15 protein-coding genes are annotated in these 15649 nt (G+C 31.4%); 8 read left to right on the top strand and 7 right to left on the bottom strand.

Annotated features, from left to right (window positions below):
- Nucleotides 1–89: 89 nt before the first annotated feature.
- Nucleotides 90–1337 carry a malic enzyme-like NAD(P)-binding protein gene (locus CVIC12175_RS07050; RefSeq protein ID WP_086256535.1) on the bottom strand — a complete coding sequence of 416 codons (1248 nt, stop codon included), beginning with the start codon at nt 1335–1337 and terminating at the stop codon, nt 90–92.
- A 190-nt stretch (nt 1338–1527) separates the two neighbouring features.
- Nucleotides 1528–2907, bottom strand: a complete 1380-nt coding sequence (gene gltX / locus CVIC12175_RS07045; RefSeq protein WP_086302682.1) for a glutamate--tRNA ligase — start codon at nt 2905–2907, stop codon at nt 1528–1530.
- A 71-nt stretch (nt 2908–2978) separates the two neighbouring features.
- Here gltX and CVIC12175_RS07040 point away from each other — a divergent pair, with 71 nt between their 5' ends.
- On the top strand, nt 2979–3806 hold the full coding sequence (locus CVIC12175_RS07040) for a peptidylprolyl isomerase (RefSeq protein ID WP_192940148.1): 828 nt from the start codon (nt 2979–2981) through the stop codon (nt 3804–3806).
- A 1-nt stretch (nt 3807) separates the two neighbouring features.
- On the opposite strand, the gene CVIC12175_RS07035 is transcribed toward CVIC12175_RS07040, so the two are convergent.
- From CVIC12175_RS07035 to CVIC12175_RS07020, 4 genes are all read right to left on the bottom strand, one after another.
- Nucleotides 3808–5118 (bottom strand): coproporphyrinogen III oxidase family protein, encoded by a 1311-nt coding sequence (locus tag CVIC12175_RS07035; protein ID WP_086315961.1) that lies wholly within the window; start codon nt 5116–5118, stop codon nt 3808–3810.
- 74 nt (nt 5119–5192) lie between these two features.
- Entirely contained in the window at nt 5193–5858 is a 666-nt protein-coding gene (locus CVIC12175_RS07030; RefSeq protein ID WP_086302678.1) for a thioredoxin domain-containing protein, read from the bottom strand.
- A 10-nt stretch (nt 5859–5868) separates the two neighbouring features.
- On the bottom strand, nt 5869–6366 hold the full coding sequence (locus CVIC12175_RS07025) for a YajQ family cyclic di-GMP-binding protein (protein WP_086229409.1): 498 nt from the start codon (nt 6364–6366) through the stop codon (nt 5869–5871).
- Between the two features lie 2 nt (nt 6367–6368).
- Nucleotides 6369–7301 carry a D-2-hydroxyacid dehydrogenase gene (locus tag CVIC12175_RS07020; protein WP_086302676.1) on the bottom strand — a complete coding sequence of 311 codons (933 nt, stop codon included), beginning with the start codon at nt 7299–7301 and terminating at the stop codon, nt 6369–6371.
- Nucleotides 7302–7438: 137 nt separating this feature from the next.
- On the opposite strand from CVIC12175_RS07020, the gene CVIC12175_RS07015 reads away from it, so the two are divergent.
- The 7 genes from CVIC12175_RS07015 to CVIC12175_RS06985 are packed head-to-tail and all read left to right on the top strand — an operon-like array spanning nt 7439 to nt 14720.
- Complete coding sequence (locus CVIC12175_RS07015) at nt 7439–7777, top strand: hypothetical protein (protein WP_086254949.1); 339 nt, start codon at nt 7439–7441, stop codon at nt 7775–7777.
- A 7-nt stretch (nt 7778–7784) separates the two neighbouring features.
- A complete protein-coding gene (locus CVIC12175_RS07010; RefSeq protein ID WP_086309511.1) occupies nt 7785–8096 on the top strand; it encodes a hypothetical protein in 312 nt (103 codons plus the stop codon).
- Between the two features lie 55 nt (nt 8097–8151).
- A complete protein-coding gene (locus CVIC12175_RS07005) occupies nt 8152–8895 on the top strand; it encodes a phosphatidate cytidylyltransferase (protein ID WP_086248932.1) in 744 nt (247 codons plus the stop codon).
- Nucleotides 8892–9983, top strand: a complete 1092-nt coding sequence (gene dxr, locus CVIC12175_RS07000; protein WP_086302672.1) for a 1-deoxy-D-xylulose-5-phosphate reductoisomerase — start codon at nt 8892–8894, stop codon at nt 9981–9983. The genes CVIC12175_RS07005 and dxr overlap by 4 nt, the downstream gene beginning before the upstream one ends.
- A gap of 55 nt (nt 9984–10038) precedes the next feature.
- Entirely contained in the window at nt 10039–11331 is a 1293-nt protein-coding gene (locus tag CVIC12175_RS06995; RefSeq protein ID WP_236861066.1) for a M99 family carboxypeptidase catalytic domain-containing protein, read from the top strand.
- Nucleotides 11328–12332 carry a tRNA (adenosine(37)-N6)-threonylcarbamoyltransferase complex transferase subunit TsaD gene (tsaD, locus tag CVIC12175_RS06990; protein WP_086302670.1) on the top strand — a complete coding sequence of 335 codons (1005 nt, stop codon included), beginning with the start codon at nt 11328–11330 and terminating at the stop codon, nt 12330–12332. Before CVIC12175_RS06995 ends, tsaD begins: the two co-directional genes overlap by 4 nt.
- 12 nt (nt 12333–12344) lie before the next feature.
- A complete protein-coding gene (locus CVIC12175_RS06985; RefSeq protein ID WP_086256543.1) occupies nt 12345–14720 on the top strand; it encodes a DUF7494 domain-containing protein in 2376 nt (791 codons plus the stop codon).
- On the opposite strand, the gene miaA is transcribed toward CVIC12175_RS06985, so the two are convergent.
- Nucleotides 14703–15590 (bottom strand): tRNA (adenosine(37)-N6)-dimethylallyltransferase MiaA, encoded by an 888-nt coding sequence (gene miaA / locus CVIC12175_RS06980; protein ID WP_086302668.1) that lies wholly within the window; start codon nt 15588–15590, stop codon nt 14703–14705. The genes CVIC12175_RS06985 and miaA overlap by 18 nt on opposite strands.
- Nucleotides 15591–15649: the final 59 nt, after the last annotated feature.

Below are 15649 nucleotides of genomic sequence, written 5' to 3'. Positions count from 1 at the left end.
ATATCGCTTTTGATAAAAGCATAATCATTAATATAGCTTTTAAAAGCGGTATAAATTTGATAATAGCCTAGCTATTATCAAATTCTAGATTAAAATAGTGTTTTAAGTTTTTGTATATATGCATCTTCGTCTAGCTCTTTAACTAGACTAACACCATCTTTTATAGCTGCTTTTGCTACAGCTGGAGCTACTACTAAAAGAACTCTTGGGTCAAATGGTTTTGGTATTATATAATCTTTACCAAATTTAATCTCATCTATGCCATAAGCTTTGCAAACCTCGCTAGGAACGCTCTCTTTAGCTAATTTTGCTAGAGCTTGTGCGGCGGCAATTTTCATATTTTCAGTGATTTTTGTCGCTCTTACATCTAATGCACCACGGAATATAAAAGGAAATCCTAAGACATTATTTACTTGATTTGGATAGTCGCTTCTACCTGTTCCTATGATGATATCATCTCTAATTGCGTGAGCTTCTTCTGGTCTAATCTCTGGCTCTGGATTTGCTAGGGCAAAAATTATAGGATTGATAGCCATACTTTTTACCATATCTTGAGTTAATAACTTAGCTTTTGATAGACCTAAAAACATATCAGCACCACTTAATGCGTCGCTTAAGGTTCTAGCTTCAGTCTCTATGGCAAATTCTTTTTTCTCAGCAGTTAAATCCTCTCTTTTTGAGTGAATAACGCCTTTGCTATCACACATTATGATATTTTTAACACCAACGCTTTGATACATTTTCGCACATGCGATACCGGCTGCACCACTACCGCTTACTACAACTTTAATTTTGCTAATATCTTTACCATTAATCTCTAAAGCATTTAATAAGCCCGCAGTTGTGATAATTGCTGTGCCGTGTTGATCATCATGCATTACTGGAATATTTACGCTTTCTTGAAGTTTTTTTTCTATATAAAAGCATTTTGGAGCGGCTATATCTTCTAAATTTATACCACCAAATGTAGGAGCTAAAGCCTTGCATATTTCTACGATTTTATCAGGATCTTTCTCATCAAGTTCAATATCAAAAGCATCTACATTGGCAAATTTTTTAAATAAAACAGCCTTTCCTTCCATTACTGGTTTGCCAGCTACTGAACCTATATCACCTAAACCAAGCACCGCTGTGCTATCTGTAATTACTGCTACTAGATTGCCTTTATTTGTATATTTATAAGCTAGTTCGTTGTTTGCGCTTATCTCCATACAAGGTTCAGCAACTCCTGGGCTATATGCTAGACTTAAATCTTCAGCACTCACACAAGGTTTTTTGACATTGATTTCTATCTTGCCATCTATGTGATAATCAAGAGCTTTTTGTTTTAAACTCATATTGTTTCCTTAAATTTAACTTTAAATTTTAAAATAATGTAGAATTATAACCTAAATTTATTTTATAGGAGGTAAATATTTATATAATAGATAAAATTTATTATTTAGGTGTTACTTTTTGTAAATTAAATGGTAAATTTAAGCTATATTTAATAAAATAAAAGCCAGAGCCTTAAGCTCTAGCTAAGTTTTATAAAGATTTTAGGAAGTTTTGGATTCTTGATTTTAACTCATCAAGACCGATAAATTCTATAACTTCAAAGATACTAGGACTTACTGCGCTGCCTGTAATTGCTATTCTAATCGGCTGGGCTAGATCTTTTAGCTTTTTGCCTTTTTGAGTTAGAAATTCATTTGTCATCTCCTCAACTGCCTTAGCGTCCATATTGGCATTACCAAGAGAGTTGGCAAATTCGCTTAAAAGTAGCTTATTATCATTATTTATAAATTTTTTCACAGCATTTTGGTCATAATCTGTTGGTTGATTGATGATAGCAAGAGCCGAAGCTTTTAGTTCTAAGAGAGTTTTTGAACGCTCTCTTAATAGATCTAGTAGCATTTGGCCTTTATTTATTGCTCTAAAATCTAATCCAAAATATAGCATATCATCAGCTAATCTTTCAAATGGTAAAGTTTTTATGTAGTGAGCATTTAGCCATTCTAGTTTTGATGGATTATATGTAGAGGCTGATTTGCTTAAATTATATGGATCAAATAGCTCTAACATTTGATGCATACTAAATATCTCATCATCTCCATGGCTCCAACCAAGACGCACTAAGAAATTTAGTAATGCCTCAGGTAGATAGCCCATATTTTTATACTCCATTACATCTGTTGCTCCATGGCGTTTGCTTAGTTTTGCTCCATCGCTTCCATTGATCATAGCTACATGAAAAAATTGTGGTATTTTAAATCCAAGTGCTTCATATAATATAATCTGTTTTGGCGTGTTGCTTAGGTGATCATCACCTCTAATGACATGTGATATACCCATAAGAGCATCATCTATAACAACGCAAAAGTTATATGTCGGACTTCCATCGCTTCTAGCGATGATAAAATCATCTAAGATATCCTCGCAGTTAAATTTAATATACCCTTTTACTCCATCTGTAAATTCAATTACTCCATCAAGCGGAGCTTTTATACGAATTACTGGTTCTATACCCTCTGGTGGTGTGCCATTAAAATCTCTATATCTGCCATCATATTTTGGCCTTTGCTTATTGGCTTCAGCTTGAGCTCTCATTTGAGCTAGCTCTTCTTGAGTAGTGTAGCACTTATAGGCTTTGCCATCTTTTAGTAGTTGATCAATATATTTTTTATAAATATCAAATCTTTTTGATTGATACTCTACTTCACCATCATAATCCAACCCACACCAATTAAAGGCTTCTCTAATAGCAATTGTAGCCTCTTGTGAGTTTCTTTTAAGATCGGTATCTTCTATTCGAAGTAGAAATTTACCGCCATTTTTGCGAGCATAAAGATAGCTATATAGTGCAGTTCTAAGCCCACCAATGTGTAAAAATCCAGTTGGAGATGGAGCAAATCTTGTAGTTAGCATTATAATTATCCTATTATTTATTTAAATTTGGATATAATTTTAGCTCAAATTTGCTTTAATAAAGGTTTTATATGATAAAAAATTTAATTTTTACAGCACTATTTTTGGCTATTTGTGCCGATGCTAGATATGTTGGTGGATTAGTTGCTACTGTAGATAATGAGCCTATTACAACCTATGAATTAAACAATATAATGAAAAAAATGAATATAAATAAAGAAGAGGCCTTAAATTTGCTAATAAGAGATAAGCTTGAACTTGCTCAAATAAAAAAATTAAATATAACTGTTAGCGAATTTGAAATTGATCAAAAGATAGCCCAATTAGCCTCATCAAATAATATGAGTGTTAATAGCTTTAAGGAGTTATTAAAATCACGAGGTACAAGCGAAGCAAAACTGCGTGAAGATATGCAAATTTCGATTAAAAAAGAGAAACTCTATGCTGGAATTTTAAACACGCCAAATCAAAATATAACTCCACAAAATGCTAAAAGATTTTATGAAAATAATCCTAGTTTGTTTTTGCAGTTTGATAAGGTGAGTTTGGTTCGCTATTTATCAAATGACGCTAATGCTCTAAATCTTCAAGCAAAAGATTATAAATCAAATATAAAAGGCGTTCAAAAAGAGAGTATGACGCTAAGCTCATCTGAGATTGCTCCGGGTCTTGTTTATATTTTTAATAATACACCAAATGGACAATTCACTCCGATATTAGAAGGGCCAGCAGGTTTAGAAAGGTTTTATATAATAGCTAAAAACGGCTCGGTTCTACCACCATTTGAAGTAGTAGAACAAGCTGTAGTAAATGCAATGGTAGAACAAGAAAGAGAGATTGCTATAATGGATTATTTTAATAAATTAAAGGTAAAAGCAAATATAAAATATATAAAATAATCTAAATTTGGCTCTTTATTACATTTATTTTAGAGCTATTTTTAAGCTTTGCATCATCTTTGAAAATAGCTCTAACCTTATCCATACCGATATAAAACTCCTTCATCAAGCTAAGCCATAAATATCTACCAAATTGAGTTGATCCTATATGATTGTTTTGAATTTTTATCGCACCAACAAGCCTTAAGAGATTGAGTTCTAAATTTAGAGTTTTATATAGATTTATATTGTTTGTTTGATTAAATTTATCAATATCTATAAATCCACTAAAAATTTCGGTCAAAAATAGATATTTTACCCGCTCTTTTAAGCTAAATTTGCAATTTGCAATTATTGAACTTTGTTGGTTTTGAATTTTTTCATTATATTTATTTAGATTAAATGCATTGATAAAAAGCTCCCCACCAAGAAAACTAAATCCACCACTTCCAATTCCTAAATACTCATGTTTTGAGCTTACATATTCATCATTTAGACTAGATTTTTCTTTGGCGTATGACCAGGCGTTATTTTTATAATAATCTTTGAAATTTTCCTCTATAATAGAGTAAAACTCATACTCATTATCTTTATAACTATTGCCTAAAGTAGAAGCAATTTTGGCTTTGGTTAAATTTGATTTCATCAACGGATAAAATGTAATCTGCTGCGCTTTAATACTTTTGGCTAGATTTATATCATTTAGTAGCATATCTTTGGTTTGATTTGGGAAGTTAAATATTAGGTCTATACTTGTAACTGGTAAGATATTAATTGCATTTTTTAGTTTATTTACTAAATCAACACTTGAGCCAAATTTCTCATATCTGCCAACACGCTTTAAAATATCATCATTAAAGCTTTGCACGCCAATACTTAACCTACTAATTAATCCTTTAAAGCGTTTAAGGTTTGTAGGTTCTATATGGCTTGGGTCGCTCTCGCATGATATCTCATCTATATTAAAAAGCTTTTTGGCTAGCTCTAAGGTTTTTATCAGCTCATTTTCATTTATAAGAGTTGTACCACCGCCAACATACATTGAGTTAAATTTATATCCTAATGCATGGATTTGCTCCATTTCTTGGCGAAGATTTTTAAAATACTCTTTAGCAAGGTTTTCATCATAGGCATATTTATGAAATGAACAATATGGACAAAATGTATGACAAAATGGTATATGCGCATATAGCATATAATTTATATTTGGATCTGGAAGTTTGGTTTTACTATTTTGTAATATATCTAAATTTAGTTGAGTTTTTAAAGATCTATTTAACGAATATTTTGCATATTTGAGCGCTAAATTTTGAACTATGGAGAGAGGTTTCATCTGCTATAACTCTTTAAAATTGATTTAAATTGCAAATTATAGCAGATATTTTAAATTAAATATTAAATTTAACTTTATTTTAATTTTATAAGCTCAGATATTACCTCTACTAGCTCTTCTTGGCTATTTATGTGTTCAATATTGATAAGGTATTTACCATTTACTATAAATCCAGGAGTACCGCTAATTTTAGCAACTTCTAAAGCTTGATCAGTGAGTTTGGCATACTCTTTACCCTCATTTGAATCTGCGTAATCTAAGATAGATTTTATACTAGCATTTTGCACTCCATTTGCTTTTAAAATACTTACAGCTCTTTGGTAGAATTCTTCGCCATTTTTATATGTTTTTTTATTTACAAAAGCATCTTCAAAAAAGCCTTTTAATACTTGATGAAAATTTGATTTTGCACTTAGGCTATTTATTCCATTTTTCTCATCTATGCTCTTAGCATAGCCTAAAACCTCGCTCATTAAAAAGCCAAATTCCCCCATTTGGCGTACTTGCCATTCATCATATTTTAGATCTGGCAGGATTTCAGATACAAACTTTAGCGTTCCAGCTCTAAAATGATTATAACAGTGAATACATCCATAGCTAAAGATCTCTATAACGCTATTTTGAGCATCTTTAAACTGCGCATGAGAAGGTAGTTTGATATACTCTTTGCCTTCAGTGATAGCATTTGCCCCTACTGCTAGTAAAAGTAAAAATGCTGTAATAAATTTTTTAAATTTCATTTTAACCTCTTTATTTTAGATTTTTAAAGCTTAGTGGTAGTTCTAAATTTAAACCTTTTACTAGCTTTATTGTATTTTGAAGCTCATCAATTGACTTACTTACCACTCTTACTTCATCGCCTCTAATTGATGCATTTACCTTGATTTTAGCCTCTTTTATCGCTTTTGTAATTTTTTTAGCATTATCGCTATCAAGAGTGTCATTTAGTTTTAGTATGCATTTTGTATTGCCACCACTTGCGTTTTCTCTGCTTTTTTCACTAAGTGCAACTGGTGGTATTTCTCGTTTTATTAATTTGCTTATTACTATATCTTTTAGTGCGTCTATTTTAGAGTCGCTAGAGCTTAAAAGAGTAATGGTTTTATCTTTTTCATTTAGTTCAATTTCAGCCTTTAACCCTTTAAAATCAAACCTATTTGCAACCTCTTTTTTAGCTACTTCTAGAGCGTTTTTTACCTCCATCATATCGACACTTGCACTTATATCAAAGCTATGTTCATCAGCCATTTTTACCCCTTTATGAAATCTTCTATATTTTTAGCACTTAGCTCAATTAGTTTTTTTCTAGCCTCTACGCTTGCCCACGCAATATGTGGAGTAATCATTAATCTATCTTTATTTTTTACTTTTAATAAAGGATGATCGGCTCTAATTGGCTCTTTTTCAAGTACATCAGTAGCAAAATAAATTTCACGCTCATCTATAATTTGGGCGATTTTTTCTTCATCTATTATACCGCCACGACCGCTATTTACAAGCATTGCGCCATCTTTTAGCTGGTTTAGAGCATTAGCATCAAATAGATTTTTTGTATTTTCATTTAATGGAGCGTGAATGCTTATTATATCGCACTGTAAAGCCTCTTTAAAGCTTACTCTTTTAAATTCGCTATTTGAGTTGTTTCCACTTGTTGAATAGTAGCAAACATCGCAGCCAAAAGCTTGAGCGATTTTAGCTATTTCAAGACCGATTGTGCCAAGACCAACTACGCAAAATCTTTTACCGCTAAGTTCGAAAATTGGTCTATCTAAATTTACAAATATTGGACTTTTTGCCCAACCATCGCTATTTTTGCCATAGTTTTCATAGTAGCTTGTACTATTTCTAAGAGCTAAAATATTGGCAAAAGTTTGTTGAGCTACGCTATTTGTAGAGTAGCCAGCTACATTTTTAACTGGAATATTAGCCTCTTTTGCAGCTTCTAAGTCGATATTATTTACCCCTGTTGCAGTCACGCAGATTAATTTTAAATTTGTTTGAGCAATAACATCTTTTGTAATTAATACTTTATTTGTTAATACTATATCTGCGTTTTGAAGTCTTTGAACTGTTTGATTAGCCTCAGTCATATTATAGCTAACAAACTCACCAAATTTGCCAAATACAGCATCTAAATCTACATCATTACCTAATGTATCAGCATCTAGACATACTATTTTCATATTTTTCCTTTTATAAGCAATGGCTTTAATATTAACATTTTTTTATTAATTAAGAGCTATTTTGAGATTTAAATTTGCAAATATTGTCAAATTTGCCGATTTACTTGGTAAAATATGCAAAAATAAAAGGCAAAATTATGGCAATTAGTCCTATATCAAATACAATATATGTAAATCAAAATACTCCAGCTGCTGCCTCAGTTCAAAGTGATTTTCAATCTAAATTAGATATGCAAATAGCGATAAATGCTGCAGCTGCAGTCCAGAAGAAAAAAGAGGTAGAAGAGATTCGTCCAACTGAAGAAACCTATAAAATAGATCCAGAAAATGAACATGAAAAACAGACTCAAAAAGAGGATTTAAATGAGCAAAATCATAAGCCAAAACATCGTGGAGATGATGAATTAGATGAAGAATTAGAGATGGCTGATGATAATGAAGATATAGAGTTTAAAAGACTTGATATAGTTGTTTGAGGTTGGTATGAGATTTGTAATTTTAGCAATTTTTTGTATAGTTTTAAATGCTGGCAGCATTAGTAAAATTGATATAGTAGTAGCTAAGCGTGGAGCAATGGGTGCATATATATATGGTGGTGATACAAATAATATACAAGTTAGCTTTGATGGGCAAAGGGTAGAGAGTTGCCGCATAGATGCGATTAAAAATCCTTTAGATAGAGTTGTTCGTCAGTGGGCATTGCAGTGTAAATTGCCAAATATTCCTGGAAAAGTAGAGATAAAATATTTTGATCTACACAATAAACGTCAAGTAGTATCTAAGTTTATAAAGTAAATTTGGTTTAATTTTAGCTAAATTTGGATAAAATCATAGCTTTTAAGGATGGTTTATGAAAAAAAGAATTATGATCGGTGTTGCTTTATTCGTAGCATTTTTGGCAGTAGCATTGCTAAATATATTTTGGCTAAATTTTGTAATTTTTGGTGTTATTTTAGCCATATCGGTGTTAGAGAGTTTAAATCTTTATGGATTAAAAGAGAGATTTTTAGCAGTAATTGCAGTAGTATTTTTTACCTTGCTCCCATTTGTTGGTGGAATACAAGATGTTTTTAAGATTATTATCTTAAATTTGGTTGTAGTAGCTAGTGTTTTAGCATATACTAAAAATGAGAATTTAAAGCTGATTTTGCCTTTTATATATCCAACAGCACCTATATTTATACTATTTGCAATATATCAAAGTTATGGTATTGCGGCTCTATTTTGGTTGATATTTAGCGTAATTGCTAGTGATAGTGGGGCCTATTTTGTTGGTAAATTTTTTGGTAAAAGAAGCTTTAGCCTAGCAAGCCCAAATAAGACAATTGAAGGCGTGGCTGGTGGATTTGTGATCGGGTCTATTTTTGGGATAATTTCAGGGCTAATCTTAATGGATATTGCTTTTGTTATTGTTGTTTTATGCTCTGTTAGCGTGGTTATTTTTGGTATATTTGGTGATCTTTTTGAGAGCTATTTAAAGCGTTTAGCTGGAGTTAAAGATAGCGGTGTGATACTAGGCGAACAGGGTGGATTATTAGATAGAATGGATGGATATCTATTTGGCGTCTTGGCGATGTATATGGTGCTTGTATGATAATTCTTGGTAGCAGTGGAAGTATCGGTCTAAATGCATTAAATTTAGCCAAAGAGTATAACTTAAAAATCGATGCTTTAGCATGTAAAAGTAGTCTTAAAGTATTAAACGCACAAATAGAGGAATTCTCTCCAAAATTAGTATATATAGATGATGATAGCTTAAAACCTTTGGTAAATCACAAATTTGTCTTTAGCAAAAAAGATGGAATAGAGAAATTTTTAATAGCATGTGATGAGCAAAGTCATGGCTCAAAACTCATAAATGCTTTTGTAGGATTTGATGGATTAGTGCCTAGTGTGATGGCTTTAAAGTTGGGATTTGATCTGGCTTTGGCAAATAAAGAGAGCCTTGTAGCTGGTGGGCAATTCTTAGATTGTTCAAAGATTACGCCAATTGATAGTGAGCATTTTGGACTTAAATTTTTGCTAAAAGATCGCCCAGAGCTACATAGATTGATTATTACAGCAAGTGGTGGTGCCTTTTATGGGCGTGATATTGCTAGTTTAAAAGATGCTAGTGTAGAAGACGCATTAAAACATCCTAATTGGAATATGGGGGCAAAGATTACTATTGATAGCGCTACAATGGTAAATAAGCTATTTGAGATTATTGAAGCGTTTTGGCTATATGGATGCCAAAATATAGAAGCATATATAGAAAGAAAGTCTTTAATTCACGCACTTATTGAATTTAAAGATGGCTCTACGACTGCACATATATCAAAACCAGATATGAGACTAGCTATTGCTCATGCTATAGGTCTTAATAATCAAAGAATTATTGAAAATTTAGATATTACAAAATTACAAAATATAACTCTTGAGCCAATTGATTTGGAGCGATATAGGGCTTTTAGTTTAAAAGATAATCTTTTACAAAATCCACAAATTGGTGCAATTATAAATGCTGCAAATGATGAAATAGTAGCAGGATTTTTAAGTAAGAAGGTTAAATTTAACTCCATTAGTAGTGCGATTTTTGATGCTTTGGATAGATTTTCTTGTTTTAAATTAGATAGCTTAGATTCTGTAATTGAGATAAATCAAAAAGTAAGAGAGTATATAAAACATAGATATATTAGTTAAATTTATCAATTTTTAACAAAAAATTATTAAAATATGAGAAATTAAAGGAATTATATTGCGTAAAATTATTGCATTTTTAACTATTTTTATATTTGCTAGTTATGCTTATGGAGAGTTTTCTTTAATAAAACTTGGCATTGATAATAACAATACTGTACTTGTAACTGGTGGAATTCAAGGCGATGAACCAGGTGGATTTATGTCTGCTAATTTATTAGCTCGTGGATATGAGATTACATCAGGATCGCTATATGTAGTGCCAAATTTAAATATGCCAAGCATTATTAAAAAATCTCGTGGTATAAATGGAGATATGAACCGCAAATTTGATACACTTTCAGATAAAGATCCTGAAAAAGATATAGTAGAACAGATTAAATCTTTGGTTTTGCAACCTAATATTACTATGCTTATAAATTTGCATGATGGAAGTGGTTTTTATCGTCCAAAATATATCAATAAAACAATGAATCCAAATCGCTGGGGAAATATCGCTATAATAGATCAAGCCACTCTTGAAGGTGTGTTATATGGAAATTTAGAAGAGATTGCTAATAAAGTAGTAGATAAGCTAAATACAAAACTTTTAAACACAACACATAAATATCATCTTCGCAATACTCACACCTCTGATGGCGATAAAGAGATGTTAAAGAGTTTATCATATTTTGCGATAAAAAACGGTAAAGCAGCTTATGCAAATGAAGCTAGTAAGACATTACCAGTTCATGAAAGAGTCTATTATCATCTAATTGCAGTTGAGGAGTATTTAAAGATTGCTGGTATTGAGTTTAAGCGTAAATTTGAGCTTACTCCAAAAGGTGTAAAAAAGGCTCTAGATGAAGATTTATCTATGCTAGTGTGTGGCAAGTTTATGTTTTATTCGCCAAAATCTAGATTGGGTTATATTCCTTTGCCTAGTGATGCTCAGATAAAACTTGATTGCGATAATGCCTTAGTAGCATTAACAAAAAACAAAAACGAGTACAATATTCACTATGGAAATAGAATTGTTACAAGATTTACTCCTGAGTTTTTTGAATACTCTAATTTAATTGATGAAATAGGAATTAGTATAGATGGAAATGAGCCTGAATTTATCAAATTAGGTCAAAAAATTATGGTAAAAAATAGCTTTAAAATTATTAAAAAAGATGGAGTAAGAACAAATATTATAGGATATGGCACAACTAGAGAAGATGAAAGCGATATAAAAATGAGTAAAAATATGATAAAATCTCGCTTTTCAATGGATAAAAGTGAGCAAATTTATAGAGTTGAATTTTATGAAGATAGTGGCTTAAAAGATAAGTTTATCGGTATGATTTTAGTGGAGTTTGCTAAGTGATTTTAGGAATTGAGAGTAGTTGCGATGATAGCTCAGTGGCTCTTTTGGATTTAAATTTAAATCTTGTATATCATAAAAAAATTAGCCAAGAATTAGAACATAGCAAATATGGTGGCGTGGTTCCAGAACTAGCTGCAAGACTTCATACTGCTGCTTTGCCAAATTTGATTAAAGAGATTAAGCCATATTTTAAAGATATTAAAGCAATTGCTATAACAAATCAACCAGGTCTTAGTGTAAGCTTGGTTGGTGGAGTGAGTGTGGCAAAAGCTTTGAGTATAGGATTAAATTTGCCGCTAATTGAGGTAAATCACTTAGTTGGGCATATATATTCTTTGTTTTTAAATTCAGATGAGAGCCTACCTCTTGGAGTGCTTTTAGTCAGCGGTGGTCATACTATGATTTTATATGTTGATGAAAATGGAGATATTACCACGCTTGCTTCAACTAGCGATGATAGCTTTGGTGAGAGTTTTGATAAAGTAGCTAAGATGATGGGGCTTGGTTATCCTGGCGGTGCGATAATAGAGAGTTTATCTCAAAAATCCTCTAGCGATAGATATAAATTTACCATTCCATTAAAAGGCGATAAACGCTTAGAATATAGCTTTTCTGGATTAAAAAATCAAGTAAGAATAGAGATAGAAAAAAGCATAGCAAATGGTAGTCAAAGTAGTGATTTTGCTGATATTGCAGCTGGATTTCAAAGAGCAGCTTGCGAGCATATAATAGATAAACTTAAAAAAATTTGCAAAGAAAAGAGATTTAAGAGTTTAGGTGTTGTGGGCGGAGCTAGTGCTAATAAATATTTAAGAGCTAAATTACTTGAAATTTGTGATAAATTTGATATGAATTTGCTTGTTGCTCCGCTGGAGTTTTGTAGTGATAATGCAGCTATGATAGCAAGGGCTGGAATAGCAAAATATCAAAAAAGCAAATTTATTAATCCAAAAGAGTTAAAAATAAGTCCGCGTTCAAGCTTAGGCTCAATTTATTTGTGATATAATGAGACTATGAGATATGTAATTTTTTTCCTATTTTTATGCTCTTGTTTGCACGCTTTTACCTTTAGTATTAATAGTGGCAAGCATAGTGGCAATCCCTACTATATCATACATCTTCAAGATGACAAAGAGATGATATGTGATGAGAGAAATAATGAAAAAAATAAGATATATAGTTGTAAAATATTTACAAAATTAGACCAGAATTTAAAAAACCAAGACTTGCCATTTGCTAGGATTAGCTTTCATCGCTTAAGTGATGGTTTTGTCGTAATAATCCAACCTAAGAGCATATCTAGAATATTTAATGCCAATAATAGGCTATTTGACTCACATAACTCCAAAGCTGATAAAACCAATCGCTCTAAACACTTTACAATTAATATAAATAAACATCTAAATGAGCTAGATACAAGCTATATTGATGGAATTGATTTTCCTATTAAATATCCAAATTTGCTCCATCCTAGTGTAGGGGCTTTAGATTTAAATAAAGAGCCAATTACATATAATGAAAATGGAGATATGGGGATATATCTCTCAATCAAAAGAAGCTATGAGCGTCAAAATTATAAAGAGGTAATTTTTGAGAGTCAAAAGGCGATAAATATGCATCCTGATAGTATATTTTTGGGTGAGTTCTTATTGTATCAAATTCGCTCTATGGATAAGTTAATTAAAGAAGAATCTCAGTATCAAGCTATACAAAAAATGAATAAAAATATAATAGAATCAGCCAAAACTTGGATAAGATTTAATGGTTCAGATAGAAACTATCCAGAAGTTTTATACATTAGTATGATAGCGCATCTTAGTAGTGATTTACGCGATGATGCAGAGTATATACTTGATATGTTAATGACCGAACATGGCAATGATCAATGGACAAAGCGTGCTATAATGGGATATGCTGATTATTTAGTAGCTCATGGTAAATTGACTGATGGAATGAGGTTTTATGAAGATGTGCTATATAGCTCAAATGATATTGATATTGCTAGTGAAGCTTCATTAAAATTAGTTAAAATTTATCTATCTCAGCAAAGATTTAGCGAAGCTGCTCAATATATAGATAGAGTTGTTACAGCAAACCCAAAATATATCTTAGCACATAAAAGTTATAGTATAGAGATTGCCGATGAGCTAAGGGCAAATAATCTATTTGATACAGCAGCTAAGATTTATAAGAGTGTTTTTATGGATTCGAATCTACATGATAGCTATTATGAGATTAGTCTTAGACGTCTTGGCACTACTATAGTACGCGGTAAAGATCCAGTTAGTGCATATGAGTATCTTCAAAGATATAAGAAGGAATTTCCAGATAATGAGTTTAGCAGTGAGATAGAACACTCTTTAGATTACCTATTTTTTGATATGCCTGGTAAAAGTAGTGATGAAAAGCATGCCCACTATAATAATTTATTAGAGAAATATCCAGGGCAAGAACTAGCTAAAAAGGCGCTTATTGAAGAGGTTAAGCTAAGTTTTGAAGAGAAAAAATATGCTAATATATTAAAACTTAATAGATTAATAGCAGATTTAAATCAGAGCAATATCTCTGATATGATGCAAGCCTCTGCTTTAAATTTGGCAAATAGATATAATCAAAATCTAGACTGCCTAGATGCAATTGCACTTGTAGATGAATATGATTTAGAAAGCAAAATAGCCGATCAACTTAAGCTATTTAACTGCTATGATAGAACTAAAAGATATGCTAGTGCTTATAATTTAGTAGAACAAAATTTAAATGAGCCAAATTTAAACAATAGAGTAGTTTGGCTAAATAATCTAACTAAAATTAACTATAAATTATCTAGATTTACTAGTGCAATAGATAGTAGTTTTAAGGCTGTTGATTTAGCTAGCAAAGTGCCTTATAGCGACCCAAGCGAGGCTATAATTTATAGATTTTATTCTCTTTTGAAGTTAGATAGATTTGATGAGGCTATATCTGCATTAAAAACTATAGAAGATAATAAAGGTATTGATATTATGCTAATTGAGGCTTATGATACTGCTATGACGTATGCTAATGACAAAGGAGATAAACTAGCCAAAGATTATGCTAAAAAGGTTTTAGATCTGCAAGATAAGCTAAATATTGATACATTTAGTCCAGAAGCTAATTTTGTATATATTGATAATTTAGTGGCAAATTCGGAATTCAAAGAGGCTAAAAACGAGATTTTAGAGCTATTACCTAAGGATTTAAAACCACAAAATAGAGCTAGAGCTTTGCAAAAAATGGCTCAAATAGAAATTTCTCAAAATAGATATAAAGCTGCTGTTTCTTATATAAATGAGTGTCTAAATATCTCTGAAAATAGCCAGTGGAAAGAGCTATGCAAGGAACAAAAGAGATTAGTTGATGGGATTTAGCTCTTTAATTTTGGATATGAATTGATTGGGGTTTAAATTTTTTGCATCTATTTTGATTGAATCAAACCCTTTATTAAAGGTTCTTTGGCGTTTGGCTAGTTGAGCGGTATGGATGATAATTAAATTTTTAAGTTCATCTATATCAATTTGCGAATCTAGATACTCCTTGCACTCTTTAAGTCCTATAGAATTTAGCGGTTTTAGTGAGCTATCATAGCTTTTAAATAGATACTCAGCCTCATTGATTAGTCCGCTTTGTAGCATTTTTTTTGTGCGGATTTTAATACGCTCTATAAGCTCTACCTTATTCCATATTAATTCAAAAATTGGCAAATTTTCTATTGTTGGTTTGCTTGTATTTTCTCTTAACCATTTTGATGGAATAGAATCTGTTTGAGTGTAAATTTGATACCATTTATGTAGTCTAAATTTATCATTTTTACTAAATTTAGCACAAAAATCCATATCAATTCTCATTGCTAAATCCCAAATTTGATCATCACTAATATCTATTTTTATATCATCTATTTTTGGGGCTAAGCCATTTAACATAGATTTTAGATAAAATCCACTACCACCTGTGATAATAAGTGGAATATTGTACGTTTGTGCATAATTTTTAGCCCTTTGATATTCAGATATAAAATCTCCTACGCAAAAATCCACATCAGGCCTAATAAGATCTATTCCAAAATGCTTTATAAGTTTTAATTCATCAGCACTAGGCTTAGCACTTGCTATATCAATCTCTTTATACAAACATAAAGAATCAAGACTTAAAATCACCCCATCAAGCTCATTTGCCACATTTATAGCTAGGTCGCTTTTTCCGCTTGCAGTAGTCCCAATAATTGCAATCTCATAAAACATATCACGCTCTTTAATTTTTTGATATTTTATCTAAATGAGAGTGCTAATATGCTTAAAAT

Origin of the sequence: Campylobacter vicugnae (genome assembly GCF_002139875.1) — a bacterium.
GTDB lineage: Bacteria > Campylobacterota > Campylobacteria > Campylobacterales > Campylobacteraceae > Campylobacter > Campylobacter vicugnae.
This window is presented reverse-complemented; position numbering and strand designations above follow the sequence as displayed.